The following is a 21205-nucleotide window of genomic DNA, read 5'->3' on the forward strand; positions in this document are numbered from 1 at the left end:
GCTGGCCGGTATCAATCGGCGGTGCTGATAACCCGTGATTTGGTGACCTGAGCCGGGGCAAAGTGGCAGGTAAAGGTGCTGCCGTGGCCCGGTACGCTGCTGATTTCCATCCGTGCCCGATGTCGTAACAAGACGTGTTTGACGATCGCCAGTCCCAGGCCGGTGCCCCCGGTGTTGGAGTTGCGGCTGGAGTCGACGCGGTAAAAACGTTCGGTCAGGCGCGGCAGGTGTTTGGCATCGATGCCGATCCCGGAGTCCTGCACGCTCAGGTGCGCCCCTTGGTCATCGCCCCACCAGCGAATGCGGATATTGCCTTCGGCCGGGGTGTATTTCACCGCGTTGAACACCAGGTTGGAAAACGCGCTGCGCAACTCCGCTTCGCTGCCCTTGAGCAGAATCGTCGGGTCGGCTTCCAGGGTGATTTTCTGGTTTTTCTGGCCGGACAACTGCTGCGCGTCGCTCTTGATCGATTGCAGCAAGCCGTCGATCGGTACCGGCTGGTTGTCCGATGGATAATCGGTGGCTTCTAGCTTGGCCAGCAACAACAGGTCGTTGAGCAGGGTCTGCATGCGTCCACCTTGTTGCTGCATCTGCTGCAAGGCACGACCCCAGCGCGGATTCACCTCGTCGACGTTATCAAGCAAGGTTTCCAGGTAGCCGCAGATCACCGTCAACGGTGTGCGCAGTTCATGGGACACGTTGGCGATGAAGTCTTTGCGCATTTGCTCAAGCTGATGGATGCGCGTCACGTCGCGCACCAGCATCAAGTGTTCGTTGTTGCCGTAGCGGGTGATGTACAGCTGAATGCGCACGCGGTCGTTGGTTGGCGAGGGGATTTCCAGCGGCTCGGCGTAGCTGTCTTGCTCGAAGTATTCCTTGAAGCGCGGGTGGCGCACCAGGTTGGTCACTGGTTGGCCGCTGTCCTGTGGCGTCTTGAGGCCCAGCAGGGTTTCGGCGGCGCGGTTCCACCATTCCAGGTTGCCGTCGGTGTCGAGCATGATCACCGCGTCTTTCAGCGCGGCGGTGGATTCCTGAACCCGGTCGATCACCGCTTGCAGGCGCCCGCGTACCCGTTGGTCGCGGCGTTGCAGGTGGTAGATGCTGTCGAACACCTCGCCCCACAGGCCGTAGCCATCGGGTGGCGCTTCATCGGGTTTGTGCAGGCGCAGCCACTCGTGCAGACGCAGCAATTGCTTGAGGGTCCAGGCCAGGTAAAGACCCAGGCCTGCGGCGAGGCTCCAGCCGTAATAGCCGGTGATCAGACCGATCACCAGGCAGGCGGTGACCAGCAGCAGCATGTGGCGAATCAGGGTGCCATGCCAGTTTTGGTTCACGAAAAAAATACGTCCTTGAATAGAAGCAGTTTTGAGCTTCAAGCCTCAAGCTGCAAGTTTGAGGCGGTTTGGCTTTTAGCTTGCCGCTTGTAGCTTAAAGCTTGCAGCTGTTGTTATCAGGCCTTGGTTGAGAACCTGTAGCCAGTGCCGCGCACGGTTTGTACCAGATTTTCGTAAGCATCGCCGAGGGCTTTGCGCAGGCGTCGAATGTGCACGTCAACGGTACGCTCTTCGACGTAGACGTTGCCGCCCCAGACCTGATCCAGCAACTGGCCACGAGTGTAGGCGCGCTCCTGGTGAGTCATGAAGAATTGCAGCAAGCGGTATTCGGTCGGGCCCATCTCGGCAGGACGGCCGTCGATGGTCACGCGGTGGCTGATCGGGTCCAGCAGCAGGCCGCCGACTTCGATTGGCGCCTCTCCATCGGTTGGGCCCGCACGGCGCAGCACGGCCTTCAGGCGCGCGACCAGCTCACGGGGGGAAAACGGTTTGGTGATGTAGTCGTCGGCACCGACTTCCAGGCCCTGGATCTTGTTGTCCTCTTCACCCTTGGCGGTGAGCATGATGATCGGGATGTCCCCGGTCAGCTCATCACGCTTGAGGCGGCGGGCCAGTTCGATGCCGGACGTGCCGGGCAGCATCCAGTCGAGCAGGATCAGGTCCGGTTTGCGGTCGACGATAATGGCGTGGGCCTGCTGGGAGTTTTCAGCCTCCAGGCAGTCATAGCCGGCCATTTCCAACGCAACGGCGATCATTTCGCGAATAGGCGCTTCGTCGTCGACGATCAGAATGCTCCTGCCAACCATGCCCTTAATCCTCTTGTCATTTAACTGTCTTGCGCCGCATTAGATAACGGAATTATTGCAGTCGTGTGACAGTATTTTAGTCGGCCGGCGATTGGCTGGATCCTGGACTAAGCTTTAAGTCCGAATCCTGACAACCGCAAAAGGAAGGTTTCCATGAACTACATTGCTCAATCCTGGAAGGCTTTGCTGGTCACTGCTGCGTTAACGCTGCCGACACTGGCCTTTGCCGCCGACCCGGCGATGATGAAAGACGGCATGATGGTCGATCACAAGGGCATGACGGTCTACACGTACGACAAGGACAAGGATGGCAAGTCGATGTGCAACGGTGAGTGCGCCGAATACTGGCCGCCAATGATGGCGCCGGCGGGTGCCAAGGCTGAAGGTAAGTGGACAGTCGTCAAGCGTGACGATGGCATGATGCAATGGGCCTATGGCGGCAAGCCGCTGTACTACTACAAGGACGACAAGGCAGTCGGAGAAATGAAGGGCGACAAGAAGAAAGACGTCTGGCACGTCGTTCACGAGCATATGTAACGGTTGTAGCCTGCCGCACCAGATCGCTGCCTTCGTTGCTCTGCAGGAGCTACTGAAGGCGGCGATCTTTTTGATGCTTCAACGCAACGCGTAATCCAGCACAATCCCGACGAAAATCGCCAAACCCGCCCAGTGATTGTGCAAAAACGCCTTGAAGCAGCGCATCCGGTCCTTGCCGCGGGTGTACCAGAATTCCCACGCAAAGCAGCCCGCCGCCACCAATAATCCGAGGTGGAACCAGCCACCAAGGTCGAACTTCGAACCCGCCAGCAACAGGCAGCCCAGCGCCAGCCCTTGCAGGGTCAGGATGATCACCCGGTCCGCGTCGCCGAACAGAATCGCCGTGGATTTCACGCCGATCTTCAGGTCGTCGTCGCGGTCGGTCATCGCGTAATACGTGTCGTAACCCACGGTCCACATCAGGTTGGCGATCCACAGCAGCCATGCAACTGCCGGCAGTTCACCGGTTTCTGCGGTGAACGCCATCGGCATCCCCCACGAAAATGCGGCGCCCAGCACCACTTGCGGGTAATAGGTGTAGCGCTTCATGAACGGGTAACTGAACGCCAGCGCCAGACCGCCCAACGACAGCCATATGGTCGCGGCATTGGTGCACAGCACCAGCAGGAAACTCACGCCCATCAGCAATGCAAAGAACACCAGCGCCTCTTTGGAGCTGATCTTGCCGCTCACCAGCGGCCGCTGCTCGGTTCGCTTCACATGACCATCGACCTTGCGGTCCGCCCAGTCATTGATCACGCAGCCGCCAGCGCGGGTCAGCACCACACCGAGGACGAAAATCACAATGTTGGCCAGGGACGGCGAACCCTTGCCGGCAATCCACAGCGCCCACAGCGTTGGCCAGAGCAGCAGGTAAATGCCGATCGGCTTGTCCATGCGGGTCAGCTGAATGAAGTCCCAGGCCCGAGGGTTCAAGCGGTTCAAGGACTTGAGCAGGCTTTGGTACATCAACGGTTCTCCGATTGGGCGCAGGCGGCGTCCCACAGGGAAGGCAGGAAAATTTCGGCCACCAGCACGCTCAGCGCACCGCGGTCAAAGCGCGAACGACGGCCCCACAGCTCAGGCGATTGCACCTCGGCGGGCAGCCAGGCTTGCGGATAATGGCAAACCTCGATGGCCCGGCGCTGGAAGGCCTGATCGCAAAACAGCAATTCGCCCAGCGAGCGGCTGCCCAGTTCGTCCATATGCAGGCCGTCGCCTTGCAATGCACTGCGTGACGCCACGCTGCGCGCAAACACCCACGCCTGGCCATGACCGCGCAAATACACCTCGCGCACCCAGCCCTCACTGCCATCGGCCAGGTCCAGCGCTGCGCACTCGTCGGCGCGCAGGGGCTGCCAGCCTTCGAACATCGGCGAGACGCTAAAGGCATCATTCGACAGATGAATCAGACGTCTGGTGAGCGAGCCTTCGTCGAACAGCCAGTCCAGGGTGGAAGCATCGGGAAGGGGCGCCAGTTCGCTGCGCGAGAGCCAGAGAGGAGCTGGAGAGGGGGATTCTGTGTGATGCACAATGAGTCATTATTGGCAGCAAATGAGGCGGCGAGCTTAACATGTCAGCCGCCGATATCGATTGAAATGGCCTGCCGTTGCGCCGAACAGGCTTGCATCCGACGGCCCCGATCAGTACAAAACGCGCTGAGTTGGACGGCAGTGCTGCAACCATCGACCGTCTGGCCGGCAAAACGCCTGAACCCTGAGGAAGTACCTGATGAAAAAGTGGCAATGTATCGTCTGCGGCCTGATCTACAACGAAGCCGACGGTTGGCCGGATGATGGCATTGCGCCGGGCACCCGTTGGGAAGACGTCCCGGCAGACTGGCTGTGCCCGGACTGCGGTGTGGGCAAGATGGATTTTGAAATGATCGAAATCGCTGCCTGAATAATTGAGGAGTAAGGAATGAACGCACCTGTCGTAATCATTGGCACCGGCCTGGCGGGCTACAACGTGGCCCGCGAGTTTCGCAAACTCGATAGCGAAACCCCGCTGCTGCTGATTACCGCCGATGACGGACGCTCCTACTCCAAGCCGATGCTCTCCACCGGCTTCGGCAAAAACAAGAATGCCGACGGCCTGAGCATGGCCGAACCCGGCGCCATGGCCGAGCAGCTCAAGGCCGAAGTACGCACCCACACGCGCATCAGCGGCATCGACCCGGGCCACAAGCGCCTGTGGATCGGTGAAGAAGCGGTGATCTACCGCGACCTGATCCTGGCCTGGGGCGCCGAAACCGTGCGCGTGCCCATTGAAGGCGACGCGGCGGATTGCGTATTCCCGATCAACGACCTTGAAGACTACGCACGCTTCCGTGCGGCGGCGGCCGGCAAGCGCCGCGTGCTGCTGCTCGGCGCCGGCCTGATCGGCTGCGAGTTCGCCAACGACCTGACCCTGGGCGGCTACGAAGTGCAGCTGGTTGCACCGTGCGAGCAAGTCATGCCGACCCTGCTGCACCCGGCGGCCGCCGCTGCGGTGCAGGCTGGCCTCGAAAGCCTCGGCGCGCGCTTCCACCTCGGCCCGGTGCTCAATCGCCTGCAACGCGTGGCTGACGGCCTGGAAGCACACCTGTCCGATGGCCAGGTGATCCCGTGCGACGTGGTGGTCTCGGCCATTGGCCTGCGCCCGCGCGTCGACCTGGCGGCAGCGGCCGGTCTGCAGGTCAACCGCGGCATCATGGTCGATCGGCACCTGAAAACTTCCCACGCCAACATCTACGCCCTGGGCGACTGTGCCGAGGTCGATGGGCTGAATCTGCTGTACGTCATGCCCCTGATGAGCTGTGCGAGGGCGCTGGCGCAAACCCTGGCCGGCAACCCGACCGCCGTCACCTATGGCCCGATGCCGATCACCGTCAAAACCCCGGTCTGCCCGTTGGTGGTATCCCCGCCGCCACGGGGTGCAGAGGGCATCTGGACAGTCGAAGGGCAGGGCGCCGACATCAAGGTTTTATGCCGCGATGCCGCGGGCAAGCTGCTCGGTTACGCCCTTACCGGTGCCGCCGTGATGGAAAAACTGGCCCTGAACAAAGAGCTTCCGGCTCTGTTGGCGTAAATACCGGTCGTTCTGTCGGAATCACCCCCCTTTTGCCCTAACAATGGCCGCGCCGATACTGGCGCGGGGCCTCACTGCGTGCCATCCTCACTCCCGTCTGCCGCAGAGTAGAGCACCTGCGGCGCTTTTGGCGCTGCTCCGCAGAGAGCAGCACGGACATAACAACAACAAACCGTCAAAGGGGCTTCACTCACATGCGTAAACCAGACCTCGCCGCAGCCATTGCTGAAAAAGCAGACCTCACCAAAGAACAAGCCAACCGCGTTCTCAACGCCGTTCTTGAAGAAATCACCGGTGCCCTGCACCGCAAAGACAGCGTGACGCTGGTGGGCTTCGGCACCTTCCTGCAACGCCATCGCGGTGCCCGCACCGGCAAAAACCCGCAAACCGGTGAACCCGTCAAAATCAAGGCCAGCAACACCGTTGCGTTCAAGCCAGGCAAATCGTTGAAAGACAGCGTCAATCCGTAATCCGTTTTCACCTCCCGCGCAGCGGGGGAGTGGAATAAAAAATGGGCACGCCAACCAGGGTTGGGTGCCCATTTTTTGTGGGTGGCGAATCAGCCGAGCCCGCTTTGTTGCTTGGCGAGAATCGCCGCCATTTCCGGTCCATCCAGATGATCCAGCGCCCGCTCTACCAGCAAATGCGCCCCCTCAGCCACGCGACTGATCGCCAGGGCTACTGAGCGGCGTGAGCCGTCTACATCATCGGCCAGGTCCGCGGCGATGGCGCTGATGGACAGCAAATCTTCCGATGCGTTGGCCAGGAGTGCTTCGGTGTTGATGTCCGGGCAGACACTGAAGAGTTGGCCGCTGCGTTTCGTTGGTGCTTGTTTTGGTGGGGCGAGATAGTGATCGAGGGCGCGTTCGGCGGCTTCGTGGAGTTTTTTGGAATCGAGGGATTCGTAGGGGGATGTAGCCGGATCTTCTGGCGGATTAGGTGTTGGTTTGAACATTTGAATCACCGAGTTATGGAGCTCACACAGTTTCGCTTGCTTCGAAAAAGGTGGCAGCTGTGTATAGGTGTGCAAGACCGGACTCGGTTGCCGGCAGACCCGAAGGACTCCCACACACAGCCGCCATAACGATTCGCGAGGATAAAAAAACACCCGGTGAATAGCCATAACCGATTGCATGACGAGTCCGGACTTGCACGTCCGAGTCACCAACTTTGCAGTGACTGGGAGAGGTTATCGGTGCCGGCCAAGTACGCCTAGTTCATGTATAGCCCAGCGTATTGAAGGAAATGTCCGATAGGTTTGCGGGGTTGAAGATCAAAAAATCGCAGCCTCCGGCAGCTCCTACAGAATGTGTTTCGTTTGGTGTAGGAGTGGTGTGTGGAGTGGTCTTGAAGGAAGTTTTGATAATTGTGACTTGGTGGTCATCGTGAGGGTAATGGTTCTGATCTTCTTCTAACGCAAGCAGATACTGGTGTTATCGCCTGAAGCCGTTAAACTGCCCCAGCCGTTCATTTTTCTCTTGAGGCTGTGCGCATGAAATTTCGTTTTCTGCTGTGGATGCTGGGTTTGTTGATGGGTAAGGCCAGCCGGACCAATCCGGCGTTTCAGCAGCAACTGGGTGACAAGGACCTGGTGTTTCAGCTGCAGACCCTGGACGGGAAAGTGGCGCGGCAATTCCGCGTGAAGGACCAGCGCATCACCAGCCAATCGGGTGTGCATGCCGAGCCTGCGTTTGCGATTGCCTTCAAAGACGCCGCGTACGGCTTTGCCACGATGCAGGCGAAGAACAAGCAACTGGCGTTCATGACGGGGATTCAGGACAAGTCGATTCAGATCAAGGGCAACCCGGCGCTGGTGATCTGGTTCCAGGGGCTGACAAAGTACTTGAAGCCGAAGAAGGCGTAGGAGCGAGCTTGCTCCGGGCGGCGTTCCGACGAGAAACTCAAGTACCCCGTGTTTATCCAGGATGCACGCGTCATCGTTGACGACCTTCGCGGGCAAGCCCGCTCCTACAGGATTCAGGTGATCCATGTGGGAGCGTGGCTTGCCCGCGATGCTTTTCAGCCTTGAGTGAATTGCGAAGCCAGTTCGCGCAACAGCACTTCGGCCTCGAGGACTTTGCTGACCACGTCATTGGCTTTTTCGCGGCTCAGGCCAAGGCGTTCGAGCAGGGCGTCGGGGATATCTTCGTCGGGGCCCGAGCCGATGCCACGGCTGCGAAGCAGGCGCACCGACAGGCACACCAGGTTCGGGTACTCAGCGAAGTCGCCGTCGTAGTGAGGATCGTGCTGGAAGCGCAGGGCGGTGGCCAGTTCTTCAGGCATGTCCCAGTAGCGCATCAGCCACGAGCCGATCTGTTCCCGGCTGATGCCCAGCAGGTGTTGTTCCACGAAGCTGTGGCACAGGTGCGGGTTGACCTCCAGGTGGCGGCAGATCAGCGAGAAGTGCGGCGGGAACACGTGGGCCAGCAGCAGGTAGCCGAAGTTGTGCAGCAGGCCGGCGAGGTAGGTCAGGCCGGCTTCCGGGCGCTGGGCGCGCGGCATGGCGCGGGTCAGGCCTTCGATGACGGCGGCGGTGTAGATCGATTGCTGCCAGTACGGCGTGGAGTGTTGCGGGTGGTCCTTGGGCAGGCTCAGGGTTTTGCCCAAGGCCAGGCCCAGCGCCAGGTTGATCACCAGGTCGAAGCCCAGCACCCGGACGATGGCGTCTTCCACCGAGCGGATCTTGCCCGGCGAGGCGTAGTAGGGCGATGCCGCCCAGCTCACGACTTGTGCGGCCAGCGCCGGGTCAGTTTCGACCACGCCGGTGATGTCGTCGATGGTGGCGTTGGGGTCGACGCGCAGCTTGATGATTTTTTGCGCGGTTTCGGCCAGCGGCGGAATCTCGATGGTCGCTTCCAGACGCTGCTGGATGCGCCGTGCGGTGAACGCCTGGACGGCCTGGGTGATTTCCTTGCGGTCATCATCGGGGCGGTCGAGGTTGGGACGGATGCTGGTCAGGTTTTCGCCGAAGTTGGCGGCGCTGGCCTTGGTCAGCATGGTCGCCTTGAAGTCTTCGCTGGAGATTTCCAGCAGCACGCCCGGCTCACCGGAGTTGATCAGCAACTTCGGCTCACGCAGCAGGCTTTCGTCGTACAGGCACGGTGAACTGGTCAGTGCCGGCAGGCCCGGCAGCAAGCTGAGGTTGTGCTTGCCGAGCATTTTTGTCAGGCGTTCGGTGGGTACGGCGGCGAGGCGCCGACCGGTGAGTTCAGTGAGGCGATTGAGGTCCAGCAATTGGCTCTGCGGGAACAGCACCATCAATACGCCAACGCTGTCATCCAGCAGAACGGCCTGCACTTTACGCGCGGCATTGAGGCCGTGACGGTCCAGCACTTCTTCATAGGCAATGCCTAACTTGCCCAGCATCAGCCGAATAACCGACGGAGCGTGCGGGGTGTCGGGTGCGAAGGCAACTTCGGTCATGGTCTGTATCCGTACTTAAACAATTGCAGGAGTATAACCAGCTTGCTTGGGACCACGCCTCAGAAACCGTGACGGTTGTCACACTTGGCCGTATTGTTGGCCATGACGCAGCCATCGGTCGAGCAGCGGGCTGACGTGGGTCGGCCAGCGCTCAAGCAATGCCTGGGCGGCATCCCGCACGGCGGGCAGCAAATCGGCGTCGCGCATCAGGTCGGCGACCTTGAATTGCAGCAGGCCGGTCTGCCGGGTGCCGAGCATTTCGCCGGGGCCGCGCAGTTCCAGATCCTTTTCGGCGATGACGAAACCATCGTTGGTTTCGCGCATGATGCCCAGGCGCTGGCGGCCGATCTGCGACAGCGGTGGATGGTAGAGCAGCACGCAATGGCTGACGGCGCTGCCCCGGCCGACGCGGCCGCGCAACTGGTGCAATTGCGCCAGTCCCAGGCGCTCGGGGTTCTCGATGATCATCAGGCTGGCGTTGGGCACGTCCACGCCTACTTCGATCACCGTGGTGGCGACCAGCAGTTGCAGGTTGCTGGCCTTGAACTCGGCCATCACCGCAGCTTTTTCCGCAGGCTTCATGCGGCCGTGGATCAGCCCGACTTTCAACTCGCCGAGGGCAGCGGTGAGATCTTCGTACGTGGTTTCGGCGGCCTGGCAGGTCAGCTCTTCCGACTCTTCGATCAGTGTGCACACCCAATAGGCCTGACGCCCTTCGGCGCAAGCGCTGCGCACCCGCTCGATGACTTCGACCCGCCGGGTGTCGGTGATCAGCACGGTGTTGACCGGTGTGCGACCGGGGGGCAGTTCGTCGAGGATCGAGGTGTCGAGGTCGGCGTAGGCACTCATGGCCAGCGTGCGCGGAATCGGCGTGGCGGTCATGATCAGCTGATGTGGACACATGCGTCCGCCGACACCTTTCTGCCGCAAGGCCAGCCGCTGCTGTACGCCGAAACGGTGCTGTTCGTCGATGATCACCAGCGCCAGGTTCTTGAATTGCACTTCGTCCTGGAACAACGCGTGGGTGCCGACCACCATCGGCGTGCCGCTGGCGATTTGCTCCAGGGCGGCGACGCGGTTCTTGCCCTTGAGCTTGCCGGCCAGCCAGGCGACTTCAATACCCAGCGGCTCGAGCCAGCGCTTGAAGGTGATGAAGTGCTGCTCGGCGAGAATCTCGGTGGGCGCCATCAGCGCGACCTGATAACCGGCCTCCAGCGCTTGCAGCGCGGCAAGGGCGGCGACCACGGTTTTACCGGCGCCGACGTCGCCCTGGATCAGCCGCAGCATCGGTTCGTGCTGGCTGAGGTCATAGGCGATTTCATTGCCGACCCGTTGCTGGGCACCGGTCGGGCTGAAGCCGAGGTTGGCCAGGTACTTGGCCGGCAGTTGCGTGGCTTTGGGCATCGCGGGCGCACGCAGGGCGCGCATGCTTTCGCGCAGACGCTGTTGCGACAGTTGATGGGTCAGCAGTTCTTCGAAAGCCAGACGGTGCTGCGCCCAGTGGTGACCGAGGGCCAGTTCATCGACGTCGGCATCGGCGGGCGGGTTGTGCAGGTAGCGGATCGCGTCGGCCAGCGGCGCCAATTGGTAGTCGCGGGCCAGTTCGTTCGGCAGCCAGTCGGGCAGGCTGCTGGGACCGAGCAGGGTGAGGGTCTGCATGCACAACTGGCGCAAGCGCTGTTGGGTCAGGCCTTCGGTGAGCGGGTAGACCGGGGTCAGGGTTTCATCCACTGGCGGCGGTTCGTCACCGGTGATGGCGCGGTATTCCGGGTGGTAGATCTCCAGCCCCGAAGCGCCGGGCCGCGCCTCGCCGTAGCAGCGAATCCGCGTGCCGCGTTTGAGGCCTTCCTTTTGCGCGTTGCTGAAATGATAGAAGCGCAGGCTGAGTCCGCCAGTGCCATCCTGCAACCGGACCACCAGGCTGCGCCGACGGCCCATGACCACATCGGCACCGCTGACGGTGCCTTCGATGACCGCATCCTGACCGGGCCGCAGTGCGCCGATCGGCACGACACGGGTGCGATCCTGATAGCGCAGCGGCAGGTGAAACAACACGTCCTGGAGGTTTTCCAGGCCGACCTTGGCCAGTTTCTCGGCCATGGCTTCACCGACACCCCTGAGTGCCGTCACCGACACTTGCGACAACTCGCTCATGACCGTTGCTTAGCCCGCAGCGACTTGCGCCGCTGGCTTGGCCACCGAGCACAGGCGAATGGAGTCAGCGAGGATTTCAATCGCTTTCGGACGCGGGAAGCTGGCGCGCCAGGCAATGGCCACGGTGCGGAACGGTACGGGTGCCGACAACGGACGCACCTCAATCACGCCGGGGGCGTAGTGATGGCTGTCGACTGCCGACAACGGCAGGATCGAAATCCCGAGGCCCGAGGCGACCATGTGGCGAATGGTTTCCAGGGAGCTGGATTCCACCGTGGTGTGCTTGGCGCCGTCGTTGCCTTTGGTCAGGGTCGGGCAGGCTTCCAGTACCTGATCGCGGAAGCAGTGGCCTTCGCCGAGCAGCAGCAGGCTCTTGTCGTTGAGCAGACTGGAGTCGATGGATTCTTTTTGCGTCCACGGGTGCTGCGCCGGCATCAACACGTAGAACGGCTCGTCGTAGAGCTGCAGGGTCAGCACGTCGGCTTCATTGAACGGCAGGGCGATGATGATCGCGTCGAGCTCACCGTTGCGCAGCTTGTCGCGCAGCACGTGGGTGAAGTTTTCTTCGATGTACAACGGCATCTGCGGGGCGACCCGGTGCAGTTGTGGAATCAGGTGCGGAAACAGGTACGGTCCGACGGTGTAGATCGCGCCGACCTTGAGTGGGGCGGTCAGCTGGTTCTTGCCGGCCTGGGCCAGTTCGCGGATGCCTTGGGCCTGTTCCAATACCTTTTGGGCCTGGGCCACGATGCCTTCGCCGACCGGCGTCAGGCGCACGGCGCTCTTGCTGCGCTCGAAAATCAGCACACCGAGTTCGTCTTCAAGCTTTTTCACGCCCACCGACAGGGTCGGCTGGCTGACGTGGCAACGCTCGGCCGCATGGCCGAAGTGCTGCTCTTGGGCGAGGGTAACGATGTAGCGTAATTCTGTGAGGGTCATAGCAAGCGTCCATGTAGTTGCGGGCCAAGCATACCGGCTGCAATCGATAGACGCACGTTATCAGACTGAGTGCGTCGAGTGACACCGGGCAATGCCGGATTGCCGCTGGAAGATATGCAAAAGGCACCTTTCGGTGCCTTTTTGGCTGGATTTACGAACTTGTAGGAGCGAGCCTGCTCGCGAAAGCGGTGTGTCAGTCAACGTTGATGTTGAATGTGACGGCCTCTTCGCGAGCAGGCTCGCTCCTAAAGGTGCTGGTGTTATCAGCGGCGGCGTTTCTCCAGCGAATACACAAACGGTGCAACGATTTCGATGGAGCCATTGGTCAGCATGTCGGCCGGTGGCTTGGGCAGCGGTTGGGCGCGGCGGATCATTTCCAGGGTGGCCCGGTCCAGATCGGCAGTGCCCGAGGCGCCTACCAGCTCAAACGACAACACATTGCCTTCGGCATCCACGACGAAACGCAGACGGTTCATGCCTTCCTTGCCCCGCGCCTGGGCACTTGCAGGGTACTTCTTGTACTTCTGCAGGTGCGCCAGCAACGTGCCTTGCCAGCTGGCCTTGGCTGCCATTTGAGCAGGCGAAGGGCCTGGCGCAGGCTGGGCGGATTTCTCCGTCGGTACCTGAGTCTGCTGGGTTTCGGCCGGTTTTTCTTCGGCCGGCTTTTCCTTCGGCGGCTCGGGTTTCTTCTCTACCGGCTTGGGCGGTTGCGGCTTCGGCTTGGGTTTGACCGGCTTGGGCACAGCAATTTCGGCTTTCGGCGCTTCGGCGAGCTTGGGTATCGGCAGTTCTTCAACCGGAGCCGGTGGCTGCGGCGGGGTGACGACCTTCGGCGGAGCAGGCGGTGGCGGGGCAGGAACCGGTGCCAGTTCGACCATCATTGCCTGAGGGGGCAACTCGATGGGCGGACGGGCGGACCAGTTCAGCGCCAGCGCGATGGCCAGCGCGTGAACACCCAGCACCACAGCCAGGCTACCGCTGTAACGCGTCAGTTTATGGCGCGTCGTGATCATTTCTTGGCTGCCGTCTCGAGTCCGACCAGACCGACCTTCAGGTAACCGGCAGAACGCAGGTTGTCCATCACGCTCATCAGGTCGCCGTAATCCACGCCTTTGTCGGCCTGGAAGAAGATCGTCGTGTCTTTCTTGCCCTGGGTCCTGGCGTCGAGGGTGGCGCCGAGTGCTTCGGCCTTCACTTCGTCTTCGCCGAGGAACAGGCGCTGGTCAGCCTTGACGCTGAGGAACACCGGTTTCTCTGGCCGCGGCGCCGGTTTGGCGGTCGAGGCGGGCAGGTCGACCTTGATGTCCACGGTGGCCAGCGGGGCCGCCACCATGAAGATGATCAACAGCACCAACATCACGTCGATGAACGGCGTAACGTTGATTTCGTGGTTTTCGGACAGATCGTCGTCTGCCCCTTCTTTCAAATGCAGGCCCATGGCCGATTACCCCACTTTCACCATGTGCGGTTGCGAGCTGCGCTCAGACTGGTGGTCGAGGTCGCGGCTGACCAGCAGCAGGACCTGTGCCGACGCGTCGGACACCTGAGCCTTGTAACCGGCAATGGAGCGGGCGAATACGTTGTAGATCACGACCGCAGGGATCGCTGCAACCAGGCCCAGCGCGGTAGCCAGCAGGGCTTCGGCGATACCGGGCGCGACGACGGCGAGGTTGGTGGTCTGGGTCTTGGCGATGCCGATGAAGCTGTTCATGATGCCCCATACGGTACCGAACAGGCCGACGAACGGCGCGGTGGAACCGATGGTGGCCAGCACGCCGGTGCCGCTGCTCATGTTGCGACCGCAGGCCGCGACCAGGCGCTCAAGACGGAAGCTGACGCGTTCCTTGATGCCTTCTTTCTCACGGCTGTTGACCGACAGGCGCATCTCTTCGAGAGCATCATGTACCAGCAGGTTGGCCAGGGTGCCTTCCTTTGCTGCGGTGGCGCTGGCTTCCTTGAGGGAGGCGGATTTTTTCAGTTGGGCGATTTCACCGCGCAGACGACGCTTGGCGCCCATCAGCTCAAGACCCTTGGCGATCCAGATGGTCCAGGTAATGATCGAGGCGATGGCCAGGCCGATCATCACGATTTTCACGATGATGTCGGCGTTCTTGTACATGCCCCACGGCGACAGGTCATGGGCCATGCCCAGGGTGTTGTCGGCTTCGAGGACTTCAGGGACGTCTTCACCCAACGCTTCTGCCGATGCGGCCTGGGCAGGATCGGTCGCGACCGGAGTAACGGCCGGGGCGGCATGATCGGCCGGAGCCGGCGCGGTGGCGGCCGGTGTGGCTGGCGCCTGGGCATCGGCGAAAGCGGCGACCGGCGCGAGCATCAGGCTGAGGAACAGGGCGGCCACCGCGCTCCAGGCGCGAGGTCGTTTGGTTGGCGAAGCGAAGAATTGATTGCGTGTCATGCTGGCCGGACCTGAGAGAAAAAACGGGTGATGTTCTTCCAGGCCTCGAAGGCCGAGAACAAAAGTGGGGAGGCATTATTGCAATTAATTCTTGTTAACAAAAGTAATAGCGTCTCTTTTTTTCCTGCATTGCTAGCCGCCTGTCTATTGCCGGCGCTAGTCTGTGGCTTTCCGATGGGAGTTTTCTGATGTCTGCGCCTACTGTTTTGATCGCCGGCTGCGGTGATGTCGGCAGCCGCCTGGCCACACAATTGCTGGCGGCGGGGTGGGAGGTCCATGGCCTGCGACGCGACGTTTCACGTCTGCCCAAGGGCGTCATCGGCGTGGCCGGTGACCTGTTCAACAAAGACTGCCCGGCTACCTGGCCAATCGGCGCCGTGGATTACCTGGTGTATTGCGCGGCGGCCACCGATCACGACGAAGCCGGTTACCGCGCTGCGTATGTCCAGGGCCTGGAACACGTGCTGGAGTGGCTGGACGACTACGGGCAGGTGCCCAATCGCCTGTTGTTCGTGTCCAGTAGCAGTGTTTACGGTCAGCAGAATGGCGAATGGGTCGACGAGGCTTCGCCAGCCGTGGCGGCGGGTTATTCCGGGCGTGTGATGCTCGAAGCCGAGCAACTGGCCCTCAAGAGCGGCATTCCGGCGAGCATCGTGCGTCTGACCGGCATTTATGGTCCGGGCCGTGAGTGGTTGCTGACTCAGGTTCGTCGGGGGTATCGCGTGGTAACTGATCCGCCGCTGTATGCCAATCGGATTCATGCCGACGACGCCGCAGGATTGATGGCGTGCCTGCTTGAGGCGGATCGGCGTGGCGTTGCGCTGGATGATGTCTACATCGGCGTCGATGACGCGCCGGCAGCGCTGGCCGATGTGGTGGGCTGGTTGCGTGAGTATCTGGGTGTGACCGAATGGGCTGATGACGACAGCGTGCGTCGCACAGGCAGCAAGCGCTGCAGTAATGCGCGGGCCAAGGCATTGGGCTGGACGCCGAAGTATCCGAGTTTCCGCGAGGGGTATGCGGCGATTCTGGAAGGGCGCTGCTGACTTCCAGGCACCGTAAACACCTGTGGGAGCGAGCTTGCTCGCGATGGCGGCATAACAGTCAACGATGATGTTGGATGTTATGGCCTCATCGCGAGCAAGCTCGCTCCCACAGTGTTTTGTGGTGCTTTCAAGGGATGCTTATTGCTTCTCGAGCAACCACTTGCGCTCACCCGGGGTGAACGAGGGCATCTCGTCCGCCTGCGCCGTGTTCACGGTCTGGAAAATCTCCAGTTCCTTGCCCTTGCGTGCAAAGATCCAGGCGTTGCCCTGGCCATTGAGTTGCAGCCACATGTTGTCATTGCCACCGCTCATGGATGCGCAATCACCGGCCAGGCACAACGCATAGCGATCGCTGCCTGGCAGGCCGGTCACTTGGCCGTCGGCCTGGAATTGAACCGTGTTGCCTTCGCCTGGGCCGTTGACGATTGTCCAGCCGCCGCCCATGTAGGCTGAATACAGCGCACGTTCGAAGCTGGCGCCTATCGGTGCGCCATCCGGTACCTGGATCTGTACGCGGTCGAAGACTTGTTCAGGCTCGTTGTCGCTGGCGGACTGGCTCAGTTGCTTGCCGTCACGCTTCAGCTCACTGGCCGAGCTGCCATAAAAGTCGACTTTCCAGGCGCCGGACTGTTCACCCAGCAGCTTGCCGTCGACATTTTCAAAACCGTTGGTGTAGCGGGCCTGACCGGCCTTGGTGTTGATGTCCCATTCCAGGTTCGGACCATAGGCCTGGAGAGCTTCACGCAGGGGGACGCCTTTGGCGGCAGCATCGATCGCCACCTGGTTGATCCAGGTGCCGCTGATGTCGCGGTCGGCAGGGTTGCTGGCACATCCGCCCAGGAACAGGGCGAGCAGAGAGAGAGCAAGCGCGTTGCGCATGGGTGGAATCCTTTCAAGCATTCTTTACAGCAGAGCAGTCGGCGCAGCCCGAGGCTGCGCCGTACGCATTACTCGATGACCAGGATGGCATCCATTTCAACCTGCGAACCCTTTGGCAGGGCTGCTACGCCGATGGCGGCGCGGGCAGGGTAAGGCTGGTCGAAGTACTTGCCCATGATCTCGTTGACCTTGGCGAAGTGGCTCAGGTCGGTGAGGAAGATGTTCAGCTTGACGATGTCCTTGAACGAACCGCCAGCGGCTTCAGCCACGGCCTTGAGGTTCTCGAACACCTGGACGGTCTGGGCCTCGAAGCCTTCAACCAGTTCCATGGTTTTTGGGTCCAGGGGAATCTGACCCGACATGTAAACGGTGTTGCCAGCCTTGATCGCCTGGGAGTAAGTACCGATGGCGGCCGGGGCCTTGTCGCTGGTGATAACAGTCTTGGTCATGTAGGACTCCTTGTAATTAGGGCTTAGGCGCGCATGCGGGTGATGCGAGTCACCCCGGTCAAGGCGCGCAGTTTCTTGATCACGCGGGCCAGGTGCACGCGGTCGTGCACGCTGACCACCAACTGGACCACGCTGATGCGACCATCGCGTTCGTCCATGCTGATTTTCTCGATGTTACCGTCGGCGGCGTTGACGCTGCTGGCCAGCAGGGCGATAAGGCCGCGCTGGTGTTCCAGCTCGACGCGCAGCTCGACGTTGAATTCGCCGGTGACATCCTTGGCCCACGAGAGCTGGATGCATTTTTCCGGGTTGTGGCGGATTTCGCTGATATTGCGGCAGTTGTCCAGGTGCACGACCATGCCTTTGCCGGCGGACAGGTGGCCAACAATCGGGTCGCCCGGGATCGGCGTGCAACACTTGGCGTAGCTGAGCACCAGGCCTTCGGTGCCGCGAATCGCCAGCGGGCCTTCAGGGCTAGGCAACTGTTCGCCTTCGCCCAGCAACCGGCGGGCCACCACATAGGCCATGCGATTACCTAGGCCGATGTCTTCCAGCAGGTCTTCGATCAGTTCCAGGCGGTACTCGACGAGCATGGCCTTGACGCGTTCGGCCTGAATTTTCTCCAGCGAGCTGTCGAAACCATTGAGGACCTTGTTCAGCAGGCGCTCGCCGAGGCTGATGGATTCGGAGCGGCGTTGCAGTTTCAGTGCATGGCGTATGTGCGTGCGCGCCTTGCCGGTGACCACGAAGTTGAGCCAGGCCGGGTTCGGCCGCGCACCTGGGGCGCTGACGATCTCGACCGTGGAGCCGCTTTGCAGCGGTTCGGACAGTGGCGCGAGACGACGATTGATCCGGCAGGCAATGCAGCTGTTGCCCACGTCGGTGTGCACCGCGTAAGCGAAGTCGACTGCCGTGGAGCCCTTCGGCAGCTCCATGATCCGGCCTTTGGGCGTGAACACATAGACCTCGTCCGGGAACAGGTCGATCTTCACGCTTTCGATGAATTCCAGCGAGTTGCCGGCGCGTTGCTGCATTTCCAGCACGCCCTTGACCCACTGGCGGGCGCGGGCATGGGTGCCTTTCGGCTGCTCGTCGCCGCTGGACTTGTACAGCCAATGGGCGGCGATGCCGTTGTTGGCCATCTCTTCCATTTCACGGGTGCGGATCTGGATCTCGATCGGAACACCGTGCATGCCGAACAGCGTGGTGTGCAGCGACTGGTAGCCGTTGGCCTTGGGGATTGCGATGTAATCCTTGAACCGCCCCGGTAACGGTTTGTACAAATTATGCACGGCACCCAGCACGCGGTAGCAGGTATCGACCTTGTCGACGATGATCCGGAACGCGTAGACGTCCATGATCTCGTTGAAGGCCCGACGCTTGCCGCGCATTTTCTTGTAGATGCCGTAGAGGTGTTTCTGGCGACCGCTGACCTCGCCCTGGATGCCATCGATGGCCAGGCAGTGGCTTAAGGATTCTTCGATCTTGTTGACGATTTCCTTGCGGTTGCCCCGGGCGCGTTTGACCGCCTGGTAGATCCGCGCGGAACGCATCGGGTGCATGGCCTTGAAACCGAGGTCTTCGAACTCTATGCGGATGGCGTGCATGCCCAGCCGGTTAGCGATGGGCGCATAGATTTCCAGGGTTTCCTTGGCGATGCGCCGGCGTTTTTCGCCGGACAGCACTTCCAGCGTGCGCATGTTGTGCAGGCGGTCGGCCAGCTTGACCAGGATCACGCGAATGTCGCGGGCCATGGCCATGGCCATTTTCTGGAAGTTTTCGGCTTGCGCCTCGGCCTTGGTCTCGAAGTTCATCTGGGTCAGTTTGCTGACCCCGTCGACCAGTTCGGCCACAGTTTCGCCGAACTGCGCTTGCAGCGCTTCCTTGGCAATACCGGTGTCTTCGATCACGTCATGCAGCATCGCAGCCATCAGACTCTGATGGTCCATGTGCATGTCGGCAAGAATATTCGCAACCGCGAGTGGGTGCGTGACGTACGCCTCGCCGCTACGGCGGCGTTGGCCGTCGTGGGCTTGTTCGGCGTAGAAATACGCTCGGCGGACCAGATTGACCTGGTCCTTGCCGAGGTAGGTCGATAAGCGATCGGCGAGGGCGTCTATGCTCGGCATGATGTCTCCTGCCGTAAGCTTTTATCCCGCGCCGTGCTACGTCGACCAGGCATAGGCTTAGACGGCCTCGTTGGACTCGTCCTCGAATGCAGCAAAAAGCGGTTCATCTTCAACGATTTCGGCTTCGGCGATAGCTGCGTAGTCGATCAGGCCTTCAGCGATTTCACGCAGGGCGACGACGGTAGGCTTGTCGTTTTCCCATGCTACTTTCGGCTCTTTGCCGCCGGTGGCCAGTTGACGGGCACGCTTGGTAGAGAGCATGACCAGCTCAAAGCGGTTATCCACGTGTTCTAGGCAGTCTTCAACGGTTACGCGGGCCATGGTCTTCCTCGTAGCAAATGCAATATGCGCGCTGCCCGGATGGGCGAGCGGACTCAACAGTTTAAAAAATCACCAGCGTTTAGGGAAGCGCTGATTTTTTGACCAGGCCCTTCAACGCGCTACAAGTGCCAATGTAAAGCCCTTGCAGCTGTTTTGGGAAGGGCTGATTAACCGAGCAATTCAGCCAGCAATTTGCCGTGACGCTGCTGCTGACGCTTCTGAATCAGCTGATTGGCGCGGAAAATCGCCTTCAGATCGTGCAGCGCGTGGGCGAAATCGTCGTTGATGATCAGGTAGTCGTAGTCGACGTAGTGGCTCATTTCGCTGACGGCTTCGCGCATCCGGCCGTCAATGACTTCATCACTGTCCTGGCCGCGATTGGTCAGGCGCTGGTGCAGGGCCTGCAATGACGGCGGCAGAATGAAGATCGAGCGGGCCTGAGGCATCAGCTTGCGTACTTGTTCGGCACCTTGCCAGTCGATTTCCAGAATCAGGTCGTGGCCTTCGTCCAGGGTCTGCTGAAGGTGGCTTTGCGAAGTGCCGTAGAGATTGCCGAACACTTCGGCGCGCTCGAGGAAATCCCCGTGTTCGATCATCTTCACGAACTCGCTGCGGTCGACGAAGTGATAGTTCACGCCATTCACTTCACCGGGACGCATGGCGCGGGTGGTGTGGGAGACCGAGACGCGGATCTCCGGGTTTGCGTCGGTCAGGGCCTTGACCAGACTGCTCTTGCCCGCGCCCGAAGGGGCGGAAATGATGTACAGGGTGCCGGTGCTGTGTGTCATGTCGGGGTAGCCTTACTCAATATTCTGCACTTGTTCGCGCATCTGCTCGATCAACACCTTGAGGTTGACCGCAGCCTGGGTGCTGCGCGGGTCGAAGGCTTTGGAGCCCAGTGTATTGGCTTCGCGGTTGAGTTCCTGCATCAGGAAGTCCAGGCGCCGACCGGCGGCGCCGCCGGATTTGAGCACCCGGCGAACTTCGATGATATGAGTGCTCAGGCGATCCAGTTCTTCGGCGACGTCGCTTTTTTGCGCGAGCATGACCATTTCCTGCTCCAGGCGCTGCGGGTCCATCTCGGCCTTCATGTCGGCGAAGCGGTCGAGGACTTTCTGGCGCTGGGTGGCGAGCATTTGCGGAACCAGTTCGCGCAAGGTCACCACGTCTTCTTCGATGGAGCTCAGGCGCTCGTTGATCAGCCGCGCCAGCTCCGTGCCTTCGCGCTCGCGGCCGGCCTTCAGTTCCTTGAGGCCCTGGTTGAACAGTGCCAGCGCTTCGGCGTTCAAGGCTTGCGGGTCGGTGGCGTCGCCTACCAGGACGCCGGGCCAGGCCAGGACTTCCAGTGGGTTCAGCGCTGCCGGGTTCTTGATCAGGCTGGCGATGGTCTCGGCGGCGGCGACCAGTTGCGCGGCGCGCTCCTGATCGATTTGCAGCGCCTTGCCGGTGTTCTCTTCGGTGAAGCGCAGGGTACATTCGAGCTTGCCCCGCGATACTCCCTGGCGCAGGGCCTCACGAACAGCGCCCTCGAGGTCACGGAAGGATTCCGGGAGACGCAGGTGGGGTTCCAGGTAGCGGCTGTTGACCGAGCGCAGTTCCCAACTCAGGGTGCCCTGGACGCCGGCTTTCTCGACGCGGGCGAAGGCGGTCATGCTGTGCACCATGGAGGTACCTCGCAAGGCAGATCGGCACAGAACCGAGGT

The 21205-nt window shown here is 61.1% G+C and carries 23 protein-coding genes; 6 read left to right on the forward strand and 17 right to left on the reverse strand.

Annotated elements, in window-relative coordinates:
* Positions 1–11: 11 nt before the first annotated feature.
* Both phoR and phoB read right to left on the reverse strand, forming a co-directional pair.
* Positions 12–1298: a phosphate regulon sensor histidine kinase PhoR gene (phoR, locus tag VC35_RS07515; RefSeq protein WP_259674430.1), complete on the reverse strand. Its 1287-nt coding sequence runs from the start codon at positions 1296–1298 to the stop codon at positions 12–14.
* A gap of 152 nt (positions 1299–1450) precedes the next feature.
* The gene (phoB, locus tag VC35_RS07520) at positions 1451–2140 is read right to left on the reverse strand and encodes a phosphate regulon transcriptional regulator PhoB (protein WP_003229608.1); all 690 of its coding nucleotides are present in this window, start codon (positions 2138–2140) and stop codon (positions 1451–1453) included.
* Between the two features lie 153 nt (positions 2141–2293).
* Here phoB and VC35_RS07525 point away from each other — a divergent pair, with 153 nt between their 5' ends.
* Positions 2294–2677 (forward strand): COG4315 family predicted lipoprotein, encoded by a 384-nt coding sequence (locus VC35_RS07525; RefSeq protein ID WP_046038919.1) that lies wholly within the window; start codon positions 2294–2296, stop codon positions 2675–2677.
* 78 nt (positions 2678–2755) lie between these two features.
* Here VC35_RS07525 and ubiA read toward each other — a convergent pair whose 3' ends face one another.
* Both ubiA and VC35_RS07535 read right to left on the reverse strand, forming a co-directional pair.
* Entirely contained in the window at positions 2756–3646 is an 891-nt protein-coding gene (gene ubiA, locus VC35_RS07530) for a 4-hydroxybenzoate octaprenyltransferase (RefSeq protein ID WP_046038920.1), read from the reverse strand.
* On the reverse strand, positions 3646–4209 hold the full coding sequence (locus VC35_RS07535) for a chorismate--pyruvate lyase family protein (RefSeq protein WP_046038922.1): 564 nt from the start codon (positions 4207–4209) through the stop codon (positions 3646–3648). Before VC35_RS07535 ends, ubiA begins: the two co-directional genes overlap by 1 nt.
* A gap of 199 nt (positions 4210–4408) precedes the next feature.
* On the opposite strand from VC35_RS07535, the gene VC35_RS07540 reads away from it, so the two are divergent.
* The 3 genes from VC35_RS07540 to VC35_RS07550 all read left to right on the forward strand — a co-directional run bounded on the left by VC35_RS07540 (position 4409) and on the right by VC35_RS07550 (position 6216).
* Positions 4409–4579, forward strand: coding sequence for a rubredoxin (locus tag VC35_RS07540; protein WP_007995385.1), 171 nt, complete (start codon positions 4409–4411; stop codon positions 4577–4579).
* 18 nt (positions 4580–4597) lie between these two features.
* Entirely contained in the window at positions 4598–5746 is a 1149-nt protein-coding gene (locus VC35_RS07545; RefSeq protein WP_046038926.1) for an NAD(P)/FAD-dependent oxidoreductase, read from the forward strand.
* A gap of 194 nt (positions 5747–5940) precedes the next feature.
* On the forward strand, positions 5941–6216 hold the full coding sequence (locus VC35_RS07550) for an HU family DNA-binding protein (protein ID WP_003195589.1): 276 nt from the start codon (positions 5941–5943) through the stop codon (positions 6214–6216).
* Positions 6217–6305: 89 nt separating this feature from the next.
* Here the strand turns inward: VC35_RS07550 and VC35_RS07555 are convergent, their stop codons facing one another.
* A complete protein-coding gene (locus VC35_RS07555; RefSeq protein ID WP_046039537.1) occupies positions 6306–6701 on the reverse strand; it encodes a DUF6124 family protein in 396 nt (131 codons plus the stop codon).
* Positions 6702–7238: 537 nt separating this feature from the next.
* Here VC35_RS07555 and VC35_RS07560 point away from each other — a divergent pair.
* A complete protein-coding gene (locus VC35_RS07560) occupies positions 7239–7610 on the forward strand; it encodes a hypothetical protein (RefSeq protein WP_046038928.1) in 372 nt (123 codons plus the stop codon).
* A 155-nt stretch (positions 7611–7765) separates the two neighbouring features.
* Here VC35_RS07560 and VC35_RS07565 read toward each other — a convergent pair whose 3' ends face one another.
* From VC35_RS07565 to exbB, 6 genes are all read right to left on the reverse strand, one after another.
* Positions 7766–9169, reverse strand: coding sequence for an aminoacyl-tRNA deacylase and HDOD domain-containing protein (locus VC35_RS07565; protein WP_046038931.1), 1404 nt, complete (start codon positions 9167–9169; stop codon positions 7766–7768).
* Positions 9170–9247: 78 nt separating this feature from the next.
* Positions 9248–11323 carry an ATP-dependent DNA helicase RecG gene (recG, locus tag VC35_RS07570; protein ID WP_046038932.1) on the reverse strand — a complete coding sequence of 692 codons (2076 nt, stop codon included), beginning with the start codon at positions 11321–11323 and terminating at the stop codon, positions 9248–9250.
* Between the two features lie 9 nt (positions 11324–11332).
* Positions 11333–12262 carry a hydrogen peroxide-inducible genes activator gene (locus tag VC35_RS07575; RefSeq protein WP_046038933.1) on the reverse strand — a complete coding sequence of 310 codons (930 nt, stop codon included), beginning with the start codon at positions 12260–12262 and terminating at the stop codon, positions 11333–11335.
* A 263-nt stretch (positions 12263–12525) separates the two neighbouring features.
* A complete protein-coding gene (locus VC35_RS07580) occupies positions 12526–13275 on the reverse strand; it encodes an energy transducer TonB family protein (protein ID WP_046038935.1) in 750 nt (249 codons plus the stop codon).
* The gene (exbD, locus tag VC35_RS07585; protein WP_007975187.1) at positions 13272–13700 is read right to left on the reverse strand and encodes a TonB system transport protein ExbD; all 429 of its coding nucleotides are present in this window, start codon (positions 13698–13700) and stop codon (positions 13272–13274) included. The genes VC35_RS07580 and exbD overlap by 4 nt, the downstream gene beginning before the upstream one ends.
* A gap of 6 nt (positions 13701–13706) precedes the next feature.
* Complete coding sequence (gene exbB, locus VC35_RS07590; protein ID WP_046038938.1) at positions 13707–14678, reverse strand: tonB-system energizer ExbB; 972 nt, start codon at positions 14676–14678, stop codon at positions 13707–13709.
* A gap of 188 nt (positions 14679–14866) precedes the next feature.
* Here exbB and VC35_RS07595 point away from each other — a divergent pair, with 188 nt between their 5' ends.
* Complete coding sequence (locus tag VC35_RS07595; RefSeq protein ID WP_046038940.1) at positions 14867–15724, forward strand: SDR family oxidoreductase; 858 nt, start codon at positions 14867–14869, stop codon at positions 15722–15724.
* Positions 15725–15862: 138 nt separating this feature from the next.
* On the opposite strand, the gene VC35_RS07600 is transcribed toward VC35_RS07595, so the two are convergent.
* From VC35_RS07600 to VC35_RS07625, 6 genes are all read right to left on the reverse strand, one after another.
* Positions 15863–16603 carry a hypothetical protein gene (locus tag VC35_RS07600; RefSeq protein WP_008047086.1) on the reverse strand — a complete coding sequence of 247 codons (741 nt, stop codon included), beginning with the start codon at positions 16601–16603 and terminating at the stop codon, positions 15863–15865.
* Between the two features lie 68 nt (positions 16604–16671).
* Positions 16672–17052, reverse strand: a complete 381-nt coding sequence (locus VC35_RS07605) for a RidA family protein (protein ID WP_003229509.1) — start codon at positions 17050–17052, stop codon at positions 16672–16674.
* 23 nt (positions 17053–17075) lie between these two features.
* On the reverse strand, positions 17076–19181 hold the full coding sequence (gene spoT, locus VC35_RS07610) for a bifunctional GTP diphosphokinase/guanosine-3',5'-bis pyrophosphate 3'-pyrophosphohydrolase (protein WP_046038943.1): 2106 nt from the start codon (positions 19179–19181) through the stop codon (positions 17076–17078).
* Between the two features lie 57 nt (positions 19182–19238).
* Positions 19239–19502, reverse strand: coding sequence for a DNA-directed RNA polymerase subunit omega (gene rpoZ, locus VC35_RS07615; RefSeq protein ID WP_007921129.1), 264 nt, complete (start codon positions 19500–19502; stop codon positions 19239–19241).
* 167 nt (positions 19503–19669) lie between these two features.
* Positions 19670–20290 (reverse strand): guanylate kinase, encoded by a 621-nt coding sequence (gene gmk, locus VC35_RS07620; RefSeq protein WP_046038947.1) that lies wholly within the window; start codon positions 20288–20290, stop codon positions 19670–19672.
* A 12-nt stretch (positions 20291–20302) separates the two neighbouring features.
* Entirely contained in the window at positions 20303–21166 is an 864-nt protein-coding gene (locus VC35_RS07625; RefSeq protein ID WP_046038949.1) for a YicC/YloC family endoribonuclease, read from the reverse strand.
* Positions 21167–21205 lie beyond the last annotated feature (39 nt).

This window comes from Pseudomonas fluorescens (assembly GCF_000967965.1).
GTDB lineage: Bacteria > Pseudomonadota > Gammaproteobacteria > Pseudomonadales > Pseudomonadaceae > Aquipseudomonas > Aquipseudomonas grandcourensis.

Excerpts from the sequence above, each read along its gene's own strand:
- VC35_RS07525 (WP_046038919.1), top strand. The coding sequence starts at position 2,294 with ATGAACTACATTGCTCAATCCTGGAAGGCTTTGCTGGTCACTGCTGCG.
- VC35_RS07580 (WP_046038935.1), bottom strand. The coding sequence starts at position 13,275 with ATGATCACGACGCGCCATAAACTGACGCGTTACAGCGGTAGCCTGGCT.
- VC35_RS07595 (WP_046038940.1), top strand. The coding sequence starts at position 14,867 with ATGTCTGCGCCTACTGTTTTGATCGCCGGCTGCGGTGATGTCGGCAGC.
- VC35_RS07550 (WP_003195589.1), top strand. The coding sequence starts at position 5,941 with ATGCGTAAACCAGACCTCGCCGCAGCCATTGCTGAAAAAGCAGACCTC.
- VC35_RS07545 (WP_046038926.1), top strand. The coding sequence starts at position 4,598 with ATGAACGCACCTGTCGTAATCATTGGCACCGGCCTGGCGGGCTACAAC.
- phoR (WP_259674430.1), bottom strand. The coding sequence starts at position 1,298 with ATGCTGCTGCTGGTCACCGCCTGCCTGGTGATCGGTCTGATCACCGGC.
- phoB (WP_003229608.1), bottom strand. The coding sequence starts at position 2,140 with ATGGTTGGCAGGAGCATTCTGATCGTCGACGACGAAGCGCCTATTCGC.
- VC35_RS07540 (WP_007995385.1), top strand. The coding sequence starts at position 4,409 with ATGAAAAAGTGGCAATGTATCGTCTGCGGCCTGATCTACAACGAAGCC.
- VC35_RS07600 (WP_008047086.1), bottom strand. The coding sequence starts at position 16,603 with ATGCGCAACGCGCTTGCTCTCTCTCTGCTCGCCCTGTTCCTGGGCGGA.
- ubiA (WP_046038920.1), bottom strand. The coding sequence starts at position 3,646 with ATGTACCAAAGCCTGCTCAAGTCCTTGAACCGCTTGAACCCTCGGGCC.
- VC35_RS07555 (WP_046039537.1), bottom strand. The coding sequence starts at position 6,701 with ATGTTCAAACCAACACCTAATCCGCCAGAAGATCCGGCTACATCCCCC.
- rpoZ (WP_007921129.1), bottom strand. The coding sequence starts at position 19,502 with ATGGCCCGCGTAACCGTTGAAGACTGCCTAGAACACGTGGATAACCGC.
- exbD (WP_007975187.1), bottom strand. The coding sequence starts at position 13,700 with ATGGGCCTGCATTTGAAAGAAGGGGCAGACGACGATCTGTCCGAAAAC.
- VC35_RS07625 (WP_046038949.1), bottom strand. The coding sequence starts at position 21,166 with ATGGTGCACAGCATGACCGCCTTCGCCCGCGTCGAGAAAGCCGGCGTC.
- VC35_RS07560 (WP_046038928.1), top strand. The coding sequence starts at position 7,239 with ATGAAATTTCGTTTTCTGCTGTGGATGCTGGGTTTGTTGATGGGTAAG.
- VC35_RS07565 (WP_046038931.1), bottom strand. The coding sequence starts at position 9,169 with ATGACCGAAGTTGCCTTCGCACCCGACACCCCGCACGCTCCGTCGGTT.
- gmk (WP_046038947.1), bottom strand. The coding sequence starts at position 20,290 with ATGACACACAGCACCGGCACCCTGTACATCATTTCCGCCCCTTCGGGC.
- recG (WP_046038932.1), bottom strand. The coding sequence starts at position 11,323 with ATGAGCGAGTTGTCGCAAGTGTCGGTGACGGCACTCAGGGGTGTCGGT.
- spoT (WP_046038943.1), bottom strand. The coding sequence starts at position 19,181 with ATGCCGAGCATAGACGCCCTCGCCGATCGCTTATCGACCTACCTCGGC.
- VC35_RS07605 (WP_003229509.1), bottom strand. The coding sequence starts at position 17,052 with ATGACCAAGACTGTTATCACCAGCGACAAGGCCCCGGCCGCCATCGGT.
- VC35_RS07575 (WP_046038933.1), bottom strand. The coding sequence starts at position 12,262 with ATGACCCTCACAGAATTACGCTACATCGTTACCCTCGCCCAAGAGCAG.
- exbB (WP_046038938.1), bottom strand. The coding sequence starts at position 14,678 with ATGACACGCAATCAATTCTTCGCTTCGCCAACCAAACGACCTCGCGCC.